This window comes from Kocuria salina (assembly GCF_013368965.1).
In the GTDB taxonomy this organism is placed as follows: domain Bacteria; phylum Actinomycetota; class Actinomycetes; order Actinomycetales; family Micrococcaceae; genus Kocuria; species Kocuria rosea.
The window spans coordinates 1-17477 of sequence record NZ_SSSF01000016.1; the positions used below are offsets into that span (position 1 = coordinate 1).

The following is a 17477-nucleotide window of genomic DNA, read 5'->3' on the forward strand; positions in this document are numbered from 1 at the left end:
GGGGGGGGGGGGGGGGGGGGGGGGGGGGGGGGGGGGGGGGGGGGGGGGGGGGGGGGGGGGCGGGGGGGGGGGGGGGCGGGGCCTGCTCCGGGCGGACCGGGGGATCCGCGGACCGGGGCCCTGCGTGGGGCCCATGGTACCGGGCGCGCCGCCCGGCGGGGCGGTCGCCTGGCCGGTGTCGGCGCCCGGCAGGTATGATCAGCACACTGATCGAGTGAGGAGACCCATGTTCACCCCCGAAGTGGCCGACGGCGTCCACCGCATCACCCACGCCCACGTCAACTGCTACCTGGTCGAGGACGAGGACGGCGTCACGCTCGTGGACGCCGGCCTGCCGAGCATGTGGCCCATGCTGCTGGCGGGACTCGAGGAGCGCGGGCGGCGCCCCGACGAGGTCAGGGCGCTGGTGCTCACGCACGCGCACTTCGACCACGTGGGCTTCGCCCGGCGGGCGCAGGAGGAGTGGCGGCTGCCGGTGCACGGGCACCCTGCGGACGCGCGGCTGGCCGCCCACCCGTACCGGTACCGGCCCGAGCGCAACCGGTTCCTCTACCCCTTCACCCACCCGCGGTCCCTGCCGCTGCTCGGCCGCATGGCGGCGGCCGGGGCCCTCGCGGTCCGGGGCGTGCGGGAGCTGCGCCCGCTCGAGGCCGGGGCCGTCCTGCCTGTCCCGGGCCGGCCGGTGGTCGTCCACACCCCCGGCCACACGGACGGGCACTGCGTCCTGGACCTGCCCGGCCGGGGGACCGTGCTCAGCGGTGACGCGCTCGTGACGCTGGACCCCTACACCGGCCGGCGCGGCCCGCAGATCGTCGCCGGGGCCGCGACCCACGACTCCGCCGTGGCCCTCGCCTCCCTCGACGCGGTGGGCGCCACCGGGGCGCGCACCGTGCTGCCCGGTCACGGGGAGCGGTGGACGCAGGGCGCCGAGGCCGCGGCCCGGCACGCCCGCGCGGTGGGCGCCCACTGAGCGAGCCCGGCAGGGTCCGCGGATCGGGCCGGGAGCGGCCGTGGCCGTCGCGACCCCGCCCCACCGGGCATCCGAAGCGTGCTGATGACACTCCCGGGGGCGGCGGCTATCGTGGGCGGCGACCGACGACCCCACAGCGCCTGGAGGACCACCCGTGAAGCAACTGACCGTCTCCGCCCCCGGCGGCCTGGACCGGCTCGAGCTCGGGGAGGCCCCCGACCCGGGCGCGCCGGGCCCCGGCGAGGTCCGCGTCCGCGTGCACGCCAGCTCCCTGAACTACCACGACTACCTCGTGGTCTCCGGCGGGACGCGGACCGAGGACGGGAGGATCCCGCTGGCGGACGGCGCGGGCGTCGTCGAGGCCGTGGGGGAGGGCGTCGACGACCTCGCGGAGGGCGACGCCGTGGTCTCCTGCTTCTTCCCGCTCTGGCAGGACGGACCCCCCGTGGACGGGAACTTCCGGCGCGTCCCGGGAGACGGGCTCGACGGCTACGCCCGGGAGGCGGTGGTGCGTCCCGCCACGTGGTTCACGCGCGCCCCGGCCGGGTGGTCCCACGCCGAGGCCGCGACCATCACCACGGCCGGCGTCACCGCCTGGCGGGCGCTTGTGGTGGACGGCGGGCTCCGTGCGGGGGACGTGGTCCTGGCCCTGGGCACCGGCGGCGTCTCGGTCTACGCCACGCAGCTCGCCAAGGCCGTGGGCGCCACCGTGGTGGTCACGTCCTCCTCCGACGAGAAGCTCGAGCGCGTCCGGCGGCTCGGCGCGGACCACGTCATCAACTACCGCGAGACCCCCGAGTGGGGCCGCGCCGTCCAGGAGCTCACGGACGGGCGCGGCGCCGACCACGTGATCGAGGTCGGCGGCCCGGGCACCCTGGCGCAGTCGATCCGCGCCGTGCGGGTCGGCGGCCACATCTCCCTGATCGGCGTGCTCACCGGGGCGGCGGGCGACGTCCCCACGGCGCTGCTCATGGCGCGCCAGGCGCGCCTCCAAGGACTGCTGGTGGGCAGCCGCCGGGACCAGGCCGACTTCGTGCGCGCGCTCGAGGCGACCGGGCTGCGGCCGGTGATCGACCGCCGCCGCCCCCTCGCCGAGGCCGCCGACGCGTTCCGGGAGATGGAGTCGGCCCGGCACTTCGGCAAGATCGTGCTCGAGCACTGAGCCCGGCCGGTGCCCCGGGGGGCGCGCCCCGGGGCACCCGGGTCACCAGCCGGTGACCCACACCTGACCGGTGGCCGGGGACCAGTTCACCCTGTACCCGTTCGAGAAGCGCTGGTAGACGGTGGTCCCGGTGCGGATCTCGTCGGTGACCGGGTAGCCGTAGCCCCGCTCGAAGCCGGCGGCCTTCCAGGCGCGGCCGATGGCGCCGGTCTCGTGCACCGCACGCGCGCCGTGGGCCCGGGTCCACAGCACCTTGGTGAGCGCCCCGTCCCGGGAGAAGACCTGGTAGGAGGACCCGTCGGCCAGCCGGCGCTCCTCCGTGGTCGGGAAGCCGTAGCCGTTCTCCCGCCCCCCGGCCACGAACTTCTGGCCGATGACCGTGGCGTTCTCCACCCGGTGGGCGCCCGTGGCCGGGCTCCAGTACAGGGTGGACTTGCGCCCGTTCAGGGAGAACTCCTGGTAGACGCCTCCGGCGCGCAGCCCGCCGCGCTCCGCCGTCACGGGCTGACCGACGACCGCGGCGCCGCCCAGGGCGTGGTACTTCGCGCCGATGGCGCCGGCCACGCCGTAGCCTGCCGGGGGCTGGACGGGCGTCGACGTCTCGTAGGTGTAGGCCGGGGCCCCGTTCACGCGCGTAGAGGCGTCCGCGGGCGCGCCGCCGTTGGCGTACCCGTAGAGGTTGACGGTGGAGAGCACCTGCCAGGGCCGCCCGGAGTTCTCGAGCCGGCCGTCCGCGTAGGTGAGGCCGATGCCGATCACCTCGTGGCGCGGGTCCTTGATCGCCTTGTCGTGGGCGGCCGAGGACTTCCACCACGCCACCAGGGCGCGCACGTCCCGGTGGTGCTCCAGGGCGATGACCTCGTTGGCGCTGGTCCAGGGCCCGGTGCGCGGGTCGGTGAGGAAGGTGGTGCTGTGCGAGAACTTCTCCTCGACGATCTGCCGGTCGGACTCCTTCTGCACCACCTGGGACAGCGTGGCGGAGTACTTGAGCGGCTTCACGCCGAGGGACTCGCGGTAGCGGTTGATCTCGTCGAGGATCAGCTGGGCGTCGGCCTGACGCGTGGCGGCGTCCACCGCGACGATGTCCTGCGCGGCGGCGTGGGCCGCCGGACCGGCCAGCAGCGAGGTGCCGGCGAGCGTGGTGACGCCGATGCCGGCGGAGAGGGCCAGAGCGGCCATGCGGCCGTGACGGCGCGCGGGGGCGCAGCGATGTTTCGCCATGGGTGCTTCTGCTTCCTGGTCTGTCTGCACGCACGGAGGAACTGGGGGGTTCCGTGCGGCGGGGGGCTATCGTCGTCCGGCCGGACGACAAGACAGATTGGGCTGGGGAAGGCGCCCAGGGAAAGGCTAGGGAATTCCCATTGCAAATAGGAAGTGTGTGAAATTGTTTCGTCTATCACAGGAGAATAACGACGACATCACGGAATGAACCGGACGGCCGGAATTCCCGTGGTTATGGTGAGCGGTTCACACCCCGTCCGCGCGGCGAACGCACCGGTGCCGGTGACGATAGGCTGGGAGCGCACGCCCGGAGAAGGAGCCCGATGACCGTCCACGCCACCCGCGCCACCGGCGTCCGGGCCCCGTTGCGGCTGTGCCTCGTCCTCGCCGCCGCCGTCGGCCTGACCGGGTGCGGCCCCGACCTCGGGACGCCCGAGGGCACCACCCGGGCGTTCGTCGACGCGATGGCCGAGCGCGACTGGGACGGCGCCTGCGAGCTGCTGTCCCACGACTTCGTGCACCGGGTCACGGAGGGCAGCTCCCAGTACTGCGGGGTCCACCTCGAGCGGTGGCACCCGGACACCTCCCGCTACGAGACGCTCGCCGTCCAGGGCGAGGCCGTCGAGACCGCCGAGGGGTACCGGCTGGAGGTCGCCCCCGAGGACGCTCCCGGGGAGACTGAGGAGGTCGTCGTGGTCGAGGAGTCCGGACGCCTCGTGCTGCTGAGCTACCCCGGCCGCGACACCGCCGTCCGCTGAACCCCACCCGCCCACCAGGAACCCCAGGAAGGACCGCCATGACCGATCCTCAGACCGTTCCCGCCGCGGCGGCCGCGGCGTCGTCGCCCGAGGGCGAGACCGTCGAGATCTGCCGCAACCTCATCCGCATCGACACCTCCAACTACGGCAGCGGCGACGCCAAGGGGGAGCGGCGGGCCGCCGAGTACGTGGCCGGGCTGATCGAGGAGGTCGGTCTCGCCACGACCGTCCTGGAGTCGGCGCCCGGCCGCGCCAACGTCTTCGCCCGGATCGAGGGCACCGACCCCTCCGCCGACGCCCTGCTGGTGCACGGCCACCTGGACGTGGTGCCCGCGATCGCCGCGGACTGGTCCGTGGACCCGTTCGGCGGCGAGATCCGGGACGGCATGATCTGGGGCCGCGGTGCCGTGGACATGAAGGACATGGACGCCATGATGATCTCGGTCCTGCGCCACATGGTGCGCACCGGGGACCGGCCGCGGCGGGACATCGTCTTCGGCTTCTTCGCCGACGAGGAGGCCGGCATGGTGTACGGCTCGCACTGGATCGCGGAGCACCACCGCGGTCTCTTCGACGGCGTCACCGACGCCATCAGCGAGGTCGGCGGGTACTCGGCCACCATCGGCGGCCGGCGGGCCTACCTGCTGCAGACGGCGGAGAAGGGCCTCATGTGGTTGCGTCTCAACGCGCAGGGCACGGCCGGGCACGGCTCCCAGATCAACGACGACAACCCGGTCACCCGGCTCTCGAGGGCGCTGGCCAACATCGGCGAGCACCAGTGGCCCGTGGAGCTCACCAAGACCACCCGGGCGTTCCTGGACTCGGTCACCGAGCTGACGGGCGTGGAGTTCGACCCCCAGAACCCCCAGCGGCTGCTCGCCGAGCTCGGCTCCGTGGCACGGTTCGTGGGCGCGACACTGCAGACCACCGCGAACCCGACGATGCTCGAGGCGGGCTACAAGGTCAACGTCATCCCCGGCTCCGCCCAGGCGGGGCTGGACGTGCGCTATCTGCCGGGCCAGCGCGAGATCGTGCTGGCGAAGCTCGCGGAGCTCGCCGGGGACGGGGTGTCCTTCGAGTTCGAGTCGGACGACATCGCCCTCGAGGTGCCGTTCTCCGGCACCGTGGTCGACGCCATGGTCGACGCGCTGCACGCCGAGGACCCCGAGGCGGTCGTGCTGCCGTACATGCTCTCCGGCGGGACGGACAACAAGTCCCTGGACCCGCTCGGCATCACCGGCTACGGGTTCGTGCCGCTGCGCCTGCCCGACGAGCTCGACTTCCCGTCCATGTTCCACGGCGTGGACGAGCGCGTGCCCACGGACTCCCTGGAGTTCGGCTCCCGCGTGCTGCACCGGCTGCTGACCCGGTACTGACCGGCCACCGGCCCCTCCCACCCCGGTCCGCCCGACCGCCGGAGCACCCACGACCCCGACGACCGCCGACAGGAGCGAGATGCACCCCGCCACCGGACCGCAGCCCGCGACCGCACGACCCGCACCCGCACCCGCACCTGCGGGAGCCGAGGCCCCCGAGGACCGGGCGGCCGGCGACCTGGTGCCCGAGACCCTGCTCCCGGACGACCTGCTGGCGACGTTCCGCGAGCGCGCCGCCGGCTACGACCGGGAGAACCGGTTCTTCGACGAGGACTTCGCGGACCTGGTGCGGATCGGCTATCCGCTGATGCTGGTGCCGCGGGACCGGGGCGGCCTCGGGTTCACGCTGCAGCAGGCGGTCGCCGCGCAGCGGCGGCTCGCCGCGGCCGCCCCCGCCACGGCGCTGGGCATCAACATGCACCACGTCCTGGTGGGCGTGGCGCACACCCTGCGCCTGCGCGGGGACGCCCGGGCCGAGCGGATCTTCGAGCTGGCCGCGGCCGGGGAGATCTTCGCCTTCGGCATCTCCGAGGCGGGCAACGACTCCGTGCTCTTCGACTCCGACACCACCGCGGTGGCCGTGGCGGACGGCTACCGGATCACGGGCACGAAGATCTTCACCTCGCTGTCCCCCGTGTGGACCCGGCTGATCGTCCACGCCCGCGACGACGCCGAGGAGGGCACGCCGCTGGTCTTCGGCCTCCTGGACCGGGCGGCGGAGGGCATCGAGGTCCTCGACGACTGGGACACCATGGGCATGCGGGCCTCACAGTCCCGGACCACGGTGCTGCGCTCGGTGCCGATGCCCGCGGAGCAGGTGCTCACCCGCACCCCGGTGGGCCCGAACCCGGACCCGGTGGTGTGGGGCGTCTTCGGCTGCTTCGAGCTGCTGCTGGCCGCCGTCTACACCGGGATCGCGGACCGTGCGGTGGAGCTGGCCGTGGAGATCGCCGGCATCCGGCGGTCCCGCGGCGGGGGAGCGCCCCGCGCCGAGCGCCCCGACGTCCGCCGACGGATCGCCGAGGCCGCCCTGTTGCGGGACGGGGTGGAGCTGCAGCTGCTCCGGCTGACCGCGGACGTGGACGCCCTCGGCACCGCCGGCGCCCCGGACCACGGCCCCCGCTGGTTCCTGCTGTTCTCCGGGGTCAAGCACCGGGCCACCGAGGCGGCCCGCGGGGTCGTCGACCTCGCGATGCGCAGCTCGGGAGGGGCCCAGTACTCCCGGGGCGGGGAGCTGGAACGGCTGTACCGGGACGTGCTCGCCGGGATCTACCACCCGTCCGACGATGAGTCCGTGCACGCGGCCGTGGCCAAGGCTCTGCTGGGCCCGATCGGGGGCTGAGCCCCGCCGGCGGGGACGGGTCCCGGGCTCAGACGGTGCGCTCCACGCGCATCACCCGGCGGCGCAGCCAGTACTTGCGGGTCCCGCCGTAGAGCAGCACGGAACGGGTCAGCTCCCACTTGCCGTACTCGGCGTGCTCGCTGATCCGGGCCCGCGCGTCGCCGAGCGGTTCGTGCGGCGCCACGGTCAGCAGGAGGTACTCGTAGCGCTGGTCGGCGTCCCTCGTGAGGGTGGCCGAGCTGGTCCGGACTTGTTCTCTCATCGGTCCCCATTCTGCACGGAATAGCGCTAACGTCTACTCCATGAGCAATGACCCTCGTGCCGCGTTGCAGGCCCTCGTGAGCGCCTTCGAAGAACACCTCGTCGCCGCGTCCAACCGGCGCAGCGACGACGACCCGGCCGTCGACGGCGCCTACATCGCCATCGCCGACGCCTTCGACGCCTACGAGGAGGCGCTCTACGACGCCTACGACGAGGTCACCCCGCTGACCGTCTTCGCGGAGGAGGACGACTCGGACGACGACTCCGACGACGAGGACGAGGACGACTCGGAGGACGACGAGGAGCTCCTGGAGGACAACGAGATGCTCGACGAGGACCTCGTCGACGAGGAGGACTACGAGGACCTCGACGACGCCGACGGGGCGCGCTCCGCCCGCTGAGCCCCGTCCCCCGCACCGCACCCGCAGGAACGGCCCGCACGGCGGGCCGTTCCTGCCGCGTCCGGGCCTGTCCCGCCGTCCCCGGCGCGGAGCGTGCCGTAGGGTGGCCGGGTGAATTGGATCGAAACCATCATTCTCGGCCTCGTCCAGGGCCTGACCGAGTTCCTCCCCGTGTCCTCCTCGGCGCACCTGCGCATCGTGGGCGAGCTGCTGCCCAACAGCGCCGACCCCGGCGCCGCGTTCACGGCCATCACGCAGCTGGGCACCGAGACCGCCGTGATCATCTACTTCTGGCGGGACATCGTCCGGATCCTCAAGCAGTGGACCCTGTCCCTGGTGGGCCGCGTGGAGCGCTCGGACCCCGACGCCCGGATGGGGTGGCTGATCATCCTGGGCTCCCTGCCCATCGGCGTGCTGGGGCTGCTGCTGGAGGACTACATCGACACGGAGTTCCGCTCCCTGTGGATCACGGCCACGATGCTGGTGGTCTTCGGTGTGATCCTTGCGGTCGCGGACCGGGTGGGCCGGCAGGCCCGGCACCTGGACGACCTCACCGTCAAGCACGGCGTGCTCTTCGGGCTGGCGCAGGCGCTGGCCCTGATCCCGGGGGTCTCGCGGTCCGGCGGCACGATCACGGCGGGACTGCTGATGGGCTACACGCGCGAGGCCGCGGCCCGCTACGCGTTCCTGCTGGCCATCCCCGCGGTGTTCGCCTCGGGACTGTACAAGCTGGCGCAGTCCGTGGGGCAGCCGCAGGCGGGGCCCTACGGCATGACCGAGACCCTCGTGGCCACGGGCATCGCGTTCGTGGTGGCGTACGTGATCATCGGCTGGTTCATGCACTACATCTCCAACCGCAGCTACACGATCTTCGTGTGGTACCGCATCGCCCTGGGCCTGGCCATCTTCGTGCTCCTGGGCCTCGGGGTGATCAGCGCCTGAGCCCTGCGTCACCTCCGGATCGGGGGCGGCGGCCGGTCCGGTAGGTTGGGTGAGGCCCCGCGGCCGTCGTCCGATCCCCGAACCACCCGAGGTGAGCATGAAAGCCTGGTCCGCCCGACCCGTTCCCGACCTCCCCGGCGAGGCGGCCCTGCCCGTCGTGCAGGACACCCGGCTGCGGCGGCGGGTGGAGCTGCCCCGGCAGGAGCGGGCGAGCCTCTACGTGTGCGGGATCACCCCGTACGACGCCACCCACATGGGGCACGCCGCCACGTACGTGGCCTTCGACCTGCTGCACCGCGCCTGGCTAGACGCGGGGACCCCGGTGGACTACGTGCAGAACGTCACCGACGTGGACGACCCGCTGCTCGAGCGGGCCGCGGTCACCGGCGTGGACTGGCGTGACCTGGCCGCCGAGCAGACCGAGCTGTTCCGCACCGACATGAGCGCGCTCAACGTCCTCCCGCCCCAGCACTACGTGGGCGCGACCGAGGCCGTCGGCTGGATCGTGCCGGCCGTCGAGCGCCTCGTGGCCCGCGACCTCGCCTACCGGGTGGCGGGCCGGGACGGCGAGCCGGACGGGGACGTCTACTTCGACGTCGAGGCCGCGGGCGCGCTGCCCACCGACGACGACGACGCGTGGGTGCTCGGCGACGTCTCCCACCTGACCCCCGAGCAGATGCTGCCGCTGTTCGCCGAGCGCGGCGGGGACCCCGAGCGCCCGGGCAAGCGGCACCGGCTGGACCCGCTGCTGTGGCGCGCGGAGCGCCCCGGGGAGCCCGCCTGGGACGGCTCGTCGCTGGGCCCGGGTCGGCCCGGCTGGCACATCGAGTGCTCGCTCATCGCCCTGGAGCACCTGCCCGCCCCGTTCACCGTCCAGGGCGGCGGCTCGGACCTCGTCTTCCCGCACCACGAGATGGGCGCCGGCCACTGCTGGGCGCTGACCGGCAGGCCCATGGCCCGGCACTTCCTGCACACCGGGATGGTCGGCCTCGACGGGGAGAAGATGTCCAAGTCCAAGGGCAACCTGGTGCTCGTCTCCGCGCTGCGGGCCCAGGGGGTCGATCCCGCCGTGATCCGCACCGCGATCCTCGCCCACCGCTACACCGACGACTGGTTCTGGACCGACCTCGTGCTGGCCGGCGCCGTCGCCCGCGTGGATGCGTGGCGCCGCGCCCTGGCCGTGGCCCCGGAGGGCAGCGCGGCCCCGCTGCTGCAGGCCGTGCGCACCGCCCTGTCCGACGACCTGGACGCCCCCGCGGCGCTGGCGGCGCTGGACGCGTGGGCCGCCGACGCCCTGACCACCGGGACCCCGGGGCCCTGCGGGGCGGACGCCCGGCTGGTCCGGGACCTGGTGGACGCCCGGCTCGGCATCGAGCTCTGAGCCCGCCGGCGGGCCCGGTCCCGCCGGCCGGCGCAGGAACGACGGAGGGGCGGCACCCGGGACCGGGTGCCGCCCCTCCGCCGCCCGGTCCCCGTCACCGGGTGCCGGCGGCGCTCACTTCTCGTCGCGGCGGCGGCGCAGGTAGCGCTCGAACTCCTTGGCGATCGCGTCCCCGGTGGCCTCGGGCAGGTCCGTGGTGTCCTTGGCCTCCTCGAGCTGCTGGACGTAGGCGGCGATCTCCGGGTCGTCGGAGGCCAGCTCGTTGACCCCGCGCTCCCACGCCTCGGCGTCCTCGGCGATGGCGTCCAGGGGCAGGGTGATGCTGAGCAGCTCCTCGAGCTCCCGCAGCAGGGCCAGCTCGGCCTTCGGGGAGGGGGACTGCGCCACGTAGTGGGGCACCGCCGCCCACAGGCTGACCGTGGGGAACCCGCCCAGGGAGGCCATGTGGGAGAGCAGCCCCACGATCCCGGTGGGCCCCTCGTACTGGGAGGAGTCGATGCCCAGCTCGTCCTGGAGCTCGGCGGTGTCCGAGGTCTTGGTCACCGGGATGGGCCGGGTGTGCGGCACGTCCGCGAGCAGCGCCCCGACCATCACCACGAAGTCGACGTCGAGCAGGGTCGCCTGCTCGAGCAGCTCCGCGGTGAAGGAGCGCCACCGGTAGGAGGGCTCCCAGCCGTGCAACAGCACGAGGTCGAGGTTCGTGCCGGGCACGGTGGCGGTGGAGAGCCGGGTCGTGGGCCAGACGATCTTCACGTCGCCGGTCGCCCCCCGGCGCACGAGGGGCCGGGAGAACTGGTAGTCGTAGTAGTCGTCCGAGGTCACCTCGAAGACGTCCTTCGCCCCGTAGTGGGCGGCCAGGAACTGCACGGCGTCCGTGGCGGCGTCCCCGGCGTCGTTCCACCCCTCGAACGCGGCCACCAGCACGGTCACGCGCTCCTGGTCACCGTCCTCGCGGACCACGCCGAACGGCCCCGCCTGGGGGCGGGGGAACGTCTCGTCGAAGTTGTTGCTCACGGAACCCACACTACGCGCCGGGACATCGACGGCAAGAGGCCCCGGCACGAGGGGCCCGTGTTGCGGCCACTACGATGGAGGCCATGTCCAGCCTCCCGTCCGCGTCCCCCGACGACGTCCTGCCCACCGCCGTGCTGTTCGACATGGACGGGACCCTGGTGGACACCGAGCCGTACTGGATCGAGGCCGAGATCGAGCTCGTCCGCTCCCACGGGGGCACCTGGACCGAGGCCGACGCCCTGGCCATGGTCGGCACCGGTCTGGAGGACGCCGCCGCCGTGTTCCAGCGCCAGGGGGTGCGCTTAGGTGTCCGGGAGATCGTGGACCGGCTCATCGGCCGGGTCGCGGCCCGCACCCGGGAGCGGGTCGTCTACAAGGAGGGGGCGCCGGAGCTGGTCGCCGCCCTGCGCGAGCGCGGCGTGCCCCTGGCCCTGGTCACCAGCAGCGAAGCGCCCCTGGCCGAGGTCGTCCTCGACGCCTTCGGCGGCCCGGGCGTCTTCGACGTCGTCGTCACCGGCGACCTCGGCCACCCGGCGAAGCCGGCCCCCGACCCCTACCGGATCGGCGCCGCCGGTCTCGCCGAGCGCGCCGGCCGGCCGCTGGCGCGCGCCGGCATGGTGGCCGTCGAGGACTCCCGCACGGGCATCCGCTCCGCGACCGCCGCGGGGATCTTCACCGTGGGCGTGCCCAACATGGTCCCGCTCGACGACGCCGGCGCCGACCTCGTGCTGCCGAGCCTCGCCGGCGTGGGCCCCGAGGACCTCGGCCGCATCGTGGCCGGGGCCCGCGCGTGAGCCGCCCCCGCAGCGAGGGCATCCCCCTGGGCCGGATCGGCGGGGTGCCCATCACGCTCTCCTGGTCGTGGTTCGTGATCGCCGCGGTCACCGTGCTCCTCTACACCCCCGTGCTGATGACCGCCTACCCGCGGCTCGGCGCGCTCAACTACGCCGCGTCCCTGGGCTTCGCCCTGACCCTGGCCCTGTCCGTGCTGCTGCACGAACTGGCCCACGCCTGGACGGGCCGGGCCTTCGGCTGGCCCACCGGCCGGATCGTGCTCAGCCTGCTCGGCGGCCACACCCACTTCGGGGACGTGCGCAGCACCCCGCTGGCCTCCGCCGCGGTCTCGCTGGCCGGACCGGCCGTGAACCTCGCGCTCGGCCTGGCCGGCTGGACGCTGCTGCGCACCGGGGAGCCGTCGCCCACGCTCGGCTGGGTGCTGCTCGACCTCACCACGTGGGCGAACCTCATCGTCGGCGTCTTCAACGTGCTGCCGGGCCTGCCCCTGGACGGCGGCAGGGTGGTGGAGGCCCTGGTCTGGGCGGTCACCGGCCGGGAGCACCACGGCACGGTGGTGGCCGCCTGGACGGGCCGGCTGCTCGCCGTGGGCCTCGTCGTCGGGGCCGGGGTCACGGGCCTGTGGAACCAGCCCGTCGCCCTCGTGCTCGTCGTCCTCATCGCCGGCTTCATGTGGCAGGGCGCCGGGGCGTCCCTGCGCGGGGCGGCGGTCCTGTCCCGCGTGCACGGCGTCAGCGCCGCCGCGCTGGCCGAGCCCGCCGTGGCGGTGCCGGAGGGCGTCTCCCTGGCCCACACCGACCGGCTGGTCACCGACCACCTCGCCCGCGCCGCCGCCCCGGGCGGCCCGGTCCCGCACGTGCTGGCCGTCTCCCCGGACCGGCAGGTCGTCGGTCTGCTCCTGCCGGCCGCGGCCGACGCTGTGCCCCCGGCCCGGCGGGCCGACACCCCGCTGACGTCCGTGCTCCAGCACCTGCCCGCCGACGCCGTGCTCGACGCCGGGCTGCGCGAGGAGTCCCTGCTGCGGACCGTCGCCGCCCGGGAGTACCCCCACTACGTGGTGACGGGACCCGACGGCGCCCTCGTGGGCGTGCTGCGCACCGCCGCCCTCGAGCGCCTGCTCGCCGGCTGACGCCGGGCCCCCGCCCCGGCCCCCCGCGCCGCGGTGACACAATGGGGGAGGACCCCCGGCCGGCGGAGCCTCCGCCGGCCCCCGCACGACCAGACCAGACCACGCCCTGCCCCGAGAGTGAGCCGATGACCGGAACCGCTGACCACACCGCCGCCCCCGCCCCCGCGTCCCCGCGGGGCGCCGCCAACCGGCGCGGGCCCTTCCGGGCCGGGGAGCGCGTGCAGCTGACCGACGAGCGCGGCCGGATGAACACGGTCACGCTCGCGGACGACGGCGAGTTCCACTCCCACCGCGGCGTGCTCAGCCACAGCGAGCTCATCGGCCGCCCGGAGGGCACCGTGGTCGAGAACTCCGCCGGGTTCCGGTACCAGGCCCTGCGCCCGCTGCTCAAGGACTTCGTACTGTCCATGCCGCGCGGCGCCGCGGTGGTCTACCCCAAGGACGCCGGCCAGATCGTCACGATGGCCGACATCTTCCCGGGCGCCCGGGTGGTCGAGGCCGGTGTCGGCTCCGGCGCGCTGTCCATCTCCCTGCTGCGCGCGGTGGGCGACGAGGGCCGGCTGCACTCCTTCGAGCGGCGGGCGGAGTTCGCCGACATCGCCCGCGGCAACGTGGAGACCATGTTCGGCGGCCCCCACCCCGCGTGGCAGATCAGCATCGGGGACCTCGCCGAGGAGCTCGGCGAGCACGAGGCGCCCGGCTCCGTGGACCGAGTGGTCCTCGACATGCTCGCCCCGTGGGAGTGCCTCGACGCCGTAGCCACGGCCCTGACCCCCGGCGGGGTGGTCATGTGCTACGTCGCGACCGTCACCCAGCTCTCCCGCACCGCCGAGGCGATGCGCGCCGACGGCCGCTTCACCGAGCCCGACGCCTCCGAGACCATGGTCCGCGGCTGGCACGTCGAAGGCCTGGCCGTGCGCCCGGACCACCGCATGGTCGCCCACACCGGCTTCCTGCTCTCCGCCCGCCGGCTGGCCGACGGCTCCGAGCGGCTGGCGCCCAAGCGGCGGGCCTCCAAGTCCGAGTACAGCGAGGAGGACCTGCAGGCCTGGACCCCCGTGGCCCTCGGCGAGCGGGACGTCACCGACAAGAAGCTGCGCCGCGCCGGCCGCGACGCCCTCGGCCTGGCCGAGCGCGCCGCCCGCGCGACCGCGCCGGCCGACACCCCCGGCACGACGCCCCCGCCGGCACCGGCGCCGGAGTCCGCGCCCGAGGCCGCACCGGCTCCCGCACCCGAGCACCCCCACGAGGAGCGCCCGTGAACGAGACCTCCCCGCAGCAGACCACCGGACCGGCCGGCACCGGACCGGCGGACGCCGAGCAGACCCGCCGGGCCCTGACCAACGCCCAGCGGCAGGTCAACATCCTGCGCGACCAGAAGCGCGCCCTCGACAAGCAGCTCGCCGCCGCCGGCACCCAGAACCAGAAGCTCGTCCGGCTCCTCGACGCGACCCGCACCGAGATCGCCCAGCTCAAGCGCGCCCTCGAGAACGACCTGGTCCCGCCCCTGAGCCAGGGCACCGTGCTGCAGGTCAACCCCGGGCGCACCCCGGTCGGCGAGCAGACGGGCAGCGGTCCCGCCGTCACCGACCGCACCCTCGACGTCCTCGTGGCCGGGCGCCGCATGCGCGTGGCCCTGAGCCCGCTCGTGAGCTTCGCCGCCTGCGAACCGGGCCGCCAGGTCCTCCTCGACCAGAACTACACCGTCGGCGCCGTCCTCGACTACGAGCAGACCGGCGAGATCGCCACCGTCAAGGAGATCGTCGACCACGACCGCGTCCTCACCGTGGGACGCTCCGACGAGGAGCGCGTCCTGCTGCTCTCCGGGCTCCTGCGCCGGAGCCGCCCGGAGATCGGCGACGCGGTCTCCATCGACCACCGCACCGGCTTCGCCCTCGAGCCCATCGAGCGCTCCGACGTCGAGCAGCTCGTCCTCGAGGAGGTCCCCGCCGTCTCCTACGACGACATCGGCGGCCTCGGCCCCCAGATCGAGCAGATCCGCGACGCCGTCGAGCTGCCCTTCGTGCACCCCGAGCTCTACCGCGAGCACGGGCTCACCCCGCCCAAGGGCATCCTGCTCTACGGGCCCCCGGGCAACGGCAAGACGCTCATCGCGAAGGCCGTGGCCCGCTCCCTCGCCGAGCGCGCCGCGGACCGCGCCGGGCGCGGGAAGGCCCTGGGCTACTTCCTCAACATCAAGGGCCCCGAGCTGCTGGACAAGTACGTGGGGGAGACCGAGCGCCAGATCCGCTCCATCTTCCTGCGCGCCCGCGAGCAGGCGGCCCGCGGCATCCCCGTGGTCGTGTTCTTCGACGAGATGGACTCCCTGTTCCGCACCCGCGGCTCCGGGCTGTCCTCGGACGTGGAGACCACCATCGTCCCGCAGCTGCTCACCGAGATCGACGGCGTGGAACGCCTGGACAACGTCATCGTCATCGGCGCCACGAACCGCGAGGACATGATCGACCCCGCCGTGCTGCGCCCGGGCCGGCTCGACGTGAAGATCCGCATCGACCGCCCGGACGCCGAGGGCGCCGCCGAGATCCTGCGGCTCTACGTCACCGAGGACCTGCCGCTGCGCCAGGACGAGGTCGACGCCGCCGGCTCCCGCGCCGGGGCCGTCGCCGCCCTCGTGGACGCCGCCGTGGCCCGGATGTACGAGAAGAGCCCCGGCACCCGGTTCCTGCACCTCAGCTACCGGGACGGCACCGAGGAGACCCTCCACTTCAGCGACTTCACCTCCGGGGCGGTCATCCGCAACGTGGTGGACCGGGCCAAGAAGCAGGCCATCAAGGACCTGCTCACCACCGGGGTCCGCGGCCTGGGCCGCGACCACCTGGTCCGCGCGGTGGACGAGGAGTTCCACGAGCAGCAGGACCTGCCCAACACCTCCAACCCGGAGGACTGGGCCCGCATCTCGGGGCGCCGCGGCGACACCATCACCGACCTGCGCGTGGTCCTGCACCGCGACCCGCACCCGGCAGGCCCCGGCGGGCGCCACGCCCCGGCGCCGACCGGACCGACGCCGGCCGGACCGGTCCCGGGGGAGGAGCCCGCGTGAGCGTCCGCCGCGTCATGGGCGCCGAGACCGAGTTCGGCGTGCTCGCCACCGGCAACCCGCACGCCAACGCCACCGTGCTCTCCAGCCAGGTGGTCACCACCTACGCCGCCCTCGTGCGGCGCCGCCTCGGCGCGTCCCGGACCGCCGCAGGGTGGGACTACCACGGCGAGACCCCCCTCGAGGACGCCCGCGGCTTCACCGTCCCCCGCGACCAGGCCGACCCCTCGCAGCTCACCGACGTCGCGCCCGTGCTCACGGCCGAGGAGGTCGCCGCCGAGGCCCTCCGGGAGATCGGGTCCCACGCCGAGTCCCTGGACTGGCGGCAGGTCGTGATGAACACCGTCCTGCCCAACGGCGCCCGCCTCTACGTGGACCACTCGCACCCCGAGTACTCCTCCCCGGAGGTCACCACCCCCCGCGACGCCGTCCTCTGGGACGCCGCCGGGGACCGGGTGGCCCTCGACGCGGTCCGGGCGATCGCCGCGAGCGCCGCCACGACCGGCCTCGACGTCGTGAACCTCTACAAGAACAACACCGACAACAAGTCCGTCTCCTACGGCGCCCACGAGAACTACCTCGTGCCCCGCGCCGTGCCCTTCGCCGCCCTCGCCGCCGGACTGCTGCCCTTCTTCGCCTCCCGCCAGGTGGTGTGCGGCGCCGGTCGCGTCGGCATCGGGGACCGCGGCGGGCGCCCGGGCTTCCAGATCAGCCAGCGCGCCGACTTCTTCGAGCGCGAGGTCGGACTCGAGACCACCGTCCACCGGCCCATCGTCAACACCCGCGACGAGCCCCACGCCGAGCGCACCCGCCACCGGCGCCTGCACGTCATCATCGGCGACGCCAACCTCTCCCACACCTCGAGCCTGCTGAAATTCGGCACCACCTCCCTGGTCCTCGGCCTGATCGAGGCCGGTGCCGCCCCGGACATCGCCCTCGCCGACCCGGTGGCCGCCCTGCAGGCGATCAGCCACGACCCGGGGCTGACCACCACCGTCCTGCTCCGGGACGGCCGGCGGCTCACGGGCGTCCAGCTGCAGCGGCTCTACCTCGAGGCCGCCCGGGCGCACGAGCACGCGACCGGTGGCCCCGACCCGGACACCCGCGAGGTGCTCGAGCTGTGGGCGGAGGTCCTCGACGCCCTCGAGACGGACCCCCTGTCCCTCGCGGACCGCCTGGACTGGGTCGCCAAGCACGCCCTGCTGCTGGGCTACCGCGAGCGCGACGGCCTGGCCTGGGACGACCCGCGCCTGACGCTGATCGACCTGCAGTACGCGGACGTGCGCCCGGAGAAGGGCCTGCACCACCGGCTGGTCGCGGCCGGCCGGATGCGCACCCTCTTCACCGCCGAGGAGGTGGAGCACGCCGCCGGCCTGCCCCCCGACGACACCCGGGCGTGGTTCCGCGGCCGGCTGATGACCCGCTTCCCCGACGACGTCCTCACGGCCAACTGGGACTCGGTCTCGCTCACCCTGCCCGGCGTCCGCCGCGGCGCGCGGATCGCGATGCCCGAGCCGCTCGAGCTGACCCGCGAGGACGTCGACCCCCTGCTGAGCGCGGCACCCGACGCCGAGCACCTCGTCCGCGCCCTCGCCACCGCCCGACCCGCCCTCGTGCACACCGGCTCCCTCGGCTGAGCACCCCGACCACCATCCCCAGGAGGAACC

The 17477-nt window shown here is 74.2% G+C and carries 16 protein-coding genes; 13 read left to right on the forward strand and 3 right to left on the reverse strand.

The window, feature by feature from the left end; all coding sequences use genetic code 11:
• Positions 1 to 226 precede the first annotated feature (226 nt).
• Both E7Z53_RS18405 and E7Z53_RS18410 read left to right on the forward strand, forming a co-directional pair.
• Positions 227 to 970, forward strand: a complete 744-nt coding sequence (locus E7Z53_RS18405) for an MBL fold metallo-hydrolase (RefSeq protein ID WP_176338558.1) — start codon at positions 227 to 229, stop codon at positions 968 to 970.
• Positions 971 to 1124: 154 nt separating this feature from the next.
• Positions 1125 to 2132 carry a zinc-dependent alcohol dehydrogenase family protein gene (locus tag E7Z53_RS18410; RefSeq protein WP_017833808.1) on the forward strand — a complete coding sequence of 336 codons (1008 nt, stop codon included), beginning with the start codon at positions 1125 to 1127 and terminating at the stop codon, positions 2130 to 2132.
• A 42-nt stretch (positions 2133 to 2174) separates the two neighbouring features.
• Here the strand turns inward: E7Z53_RS18410 and E7Z53_RS18415 are convergent, their stop codons facing one another.
• Positions 2175 to 3353 (reverse strand): CAP domain-containing protein, encoded by a 1179-nt coding sequence (locus E7Z53_RS18415; RefSeq protein WP_176338559.1) that lies wholly within the window; start codon positions 3351 to 3353, stop codon positions 2175 to 2177.
• Between the two features lie 323 nt (positions 3354 to 3676).
• Between E7Z53_RS18415 and E7Z53_RS18420 the strand changes: the two genes are divergently transcribed.
• The 3 genes from E7Z53_RS18420 (at position 3677) to E7Z53_RS18430 (ending at position 6829) form a co-directional block, all read left to right on the forward strand.
• Positions 3677 to 4111: a hypothetical protein gene (locus tag E7Z53_RS18420; protein ID WP_035923921.1), complete on the forward strand. Its 435-nt coding sequence runs from the start codon at positions 3677 to 3679 to the stop codon at positions 4109 to 4111.
• A 38-nt stretch (positions 4112 to 4149) separates the two neighbouring features.
• Positions 4150 to 5487 (forward strand): M20/M25/M40 family metallo-hydrolase, encoded by a 1338-nt coding sequence (locus E7Z53_RS18425; RefSeq protein WP_017833811.1) that lies wholly within the window; start codon positions 4150 to 4152, stop codon positions 5485 to 5487.
• A gap of 79 nt (positions 5488 to 5566) precedes the next feature.
• The gene (locus tag E7Z53_RS18430) at positions 5567 to 6829 is read left to right on the forward strand and encodes an acyl-CoA dehydrogenase family protein (protein ID WP_229586432.1); all 1263 of its coding nucleotides are present in this window, start codon (positions 5567 to 5569) and stop codon (positions 6827 to 6829) included.
• A 28-nt stretch (positions 6830 to 6857) separates the two neighbouring features.
• Here the strand turns inward: E7Z53_RS18430 and E7Z53_RS18435 are convergent, their stop codons facing one another.
• Positions 6858 to 7091 (reverse strand): DUF5703 family protein, encoded by a 234-nt coding sequence (locus E7Z53_RS18435; RefSeq protein WP_017833500.1) that lies wholly within the window; start codon positions 7089 to 7091, stop codon positions 6858 to 6860.
• A 40-nt stretch (positions 7092 to 7131) separates the two neighbouring features.
• On the opposite strand from E7Z53_RS18435, the gene E7Z53_RS18440 reads away from it, so the two are divergent.
• The 3 genes from E7Z53_RS18440 to mshC all read left to right on the forward strand — a co-directional run bounded on the left by E7Z53_RS18440 (position 7132) and on the right by mshC (position 9814).
• Positions 7132 to 7491: a primosomal protein gene (locus E7Z53_RS18440; RefSeq protein ID WP_158279224.1), complete on the forward strand. Its 360-nt coding sequence runs from the start codon at positions 7132 to 7134 to the stop codon at positions 7489 to 7491.
• A gap of 111 nt (positions 7492 to 7602) precedes the next feature.
• Entirely contained in the window at positions 7603 to 8433 is an 831-nt protein-coding gene (locus tag E7Z53_RS18445) for an undecaprenyl-diphosphate phosphatase (RefSeq protein ID WP_017833502.1), read from the forward strand.
• Positions 8434 to 8530: 97 nt separating this feature from the next.
• The gene (mshC, locus tag E7Z53_RS18450; RefSeq protein WP_176338560.1) at positions 8531 to 9814 is read left to right on the forward strand and encodes a cysteine--1-D-myo-inosityl 2-amino-2-deoxy-alpha-D-glucopyranoside ligase; all 1284 of its coding nucleotides are present in this window, start codon (positions 8531 to 8533) and stop codon (positions 9812 to 9814) included.
• A gap of 114 nt (positions 9815 to 9928) precedes the next feature.
• Here the strand turns inward: mshC and E7Z53_RS18455 are convergent, their stop codons facing one another.
• On the reverse strand, positions 9929 to 10837 hold the full coding sequence (locus E7Z53_RS18455; protein WP_109244326.1) for a PAC2 family protein: 909 nt from the start codon (positions 10835 to 10837) through the stop codon (positions 9929 to 9931).
• 74 nt (positions 10838 to 10911) lie between these two features.
• Between E7Z53_RS18455 and E7Z53_RS18460 the strand changes: the two genes are divergently transcribed.
• The 5 genes from E7Z53_RS18460 (at position 10912) to dop (ending at position 17447) form a co-directional block, all read left to right on the forward strand.
• Complete coding sequence (locus tag E7Z53_RS18460; protein WP_035923916.1) at positions 10912 to 11622, forward strand: HAD family hydrolase; 711 nt, start codon at positions 10912 to 10914, stop codon at positions 11620 to 11622.
• Positions 11619 to 12752 carry a site-2 protease family protein gene (locus E7Z53_RS18465; RefSeq protein WP_176338561.1) on the forward strand — a complete coding sequence of 378 codons (1134 nt, stop codon included), beginning with the start codon at positions 11619 to 11621 and terminating at the stop codon, positions 12750 to 12752. Before E7Z53_RS18460 ends, E7Z53_RS18465 begins: the two co-directional genes overlap by 4 nt.
• A 125-nt stretch (positions 12753 to 12877) precedes the next feature.
• On the forward strand, positions 12878 to 14014 hold the full coding sequence (locus tag E7Z53_RS18470) for a tRNA (adenine-N1)-methyltransferase (protein WP_109244329.1): 1137 nt from the start codon (positions 12878 to 12880) through the stop codon (positions 14012 to 14014).
• Positions 14011 to 15813: a proteasome ATPase gene (gene arc / locus E7Z53_RS18475; protein WP_126346316.1), complete on the forward strand. Its 1803-nt coding sequence runs from the start codon at positions 14011 to 14013 to the stop codon at positions 15811 to 15813. The genes E7Z53_RS18470 and arc overlap by 4 nt, the downstream gene beginning before the upstream one ends.
• Entirely contained in the window at positions 15810 to 17447 is a 1638-nt protein-coding gene (gene dop, locus E7Z53_RS18480; protein WP_115162663.1) for a depupylase/deamidase Dop, read from the forward strand. Before arc ends, dop begins: the two co-directional genes overlap by 4 nt.
• Positions 17448 to 17477: the final 30 nt, after the last annotated feature.

Coding starts and splice junctions, on each gene's coding strand:
- E7Z53_RS18470 (WP_109244329.1), top strand. CDS start 12,878: ATGACCGGAACCGCTGACCACACCGCCGCCCCCGCCCCCGCGTCCCCG.
- E7Z53_RS18420 (WP_035923921.1), top strand. CDS start 3,677: ATGACCGTCCACGCCACCCGCGCCACCGGCGTCCGGGCCCCGTTGCGG.
- E7Z53_RS18440 (WP_158279224.1), top strand. CDS start 7,132: ATGAGCAATGACCCTCGTGCCGCGTTGCAGGCCCTCGTGAGCGCCTTC.
- E7Z53_RS18415 (WP_176338559.1), bottom strand. CDS start 3,353: ATGGCGAAACATCGCTGCGCCCCCGCGCGCCGTCACGGCCGCATGGCC.
- E7Z53_RS18405 (WP_176338558.1), top strand. CDS start 227: ATGTTCACCCCCGAAGTGGCCGACGGCGTCCACCGCATCACCCACGCC.
- E7Z53_RS18435 (WP_017833500.1), bottom strand. CDS start 7,091: ATGAGAGAACAAGTCCGGACCAGCTCGGCCACCCTCACGAGGGACGCC.
- E7Z53_RS18430 (WP_229586432.1), top strand. CDS start 5,567: ATGCACCCCGCCACCGGACCGCAGCCCGCGACCGCACGACCCGCACCC.
- E7Z53_RS18425 (WP_017833811.1), top strand. CDS start 4,150: ATGACCGATCCTCAGACCGTTCCCGCCGCGGCGGCCGCGGCGTCGTCG.
- mshC (WP_176338560.1), top strand. CDS start 8,531: ATGAAAGCCTGGTCCGCCCGACCCGTTCCCGACCTCCCCGGCGAGGCG.
- E7Z53_RS18460 (WP_035923916.1), top strand. CDS start 10,912: ATGTCCAGCCTCCCGTCCGCGTCCCCCGACGACGTCCTGCCCACCGCC.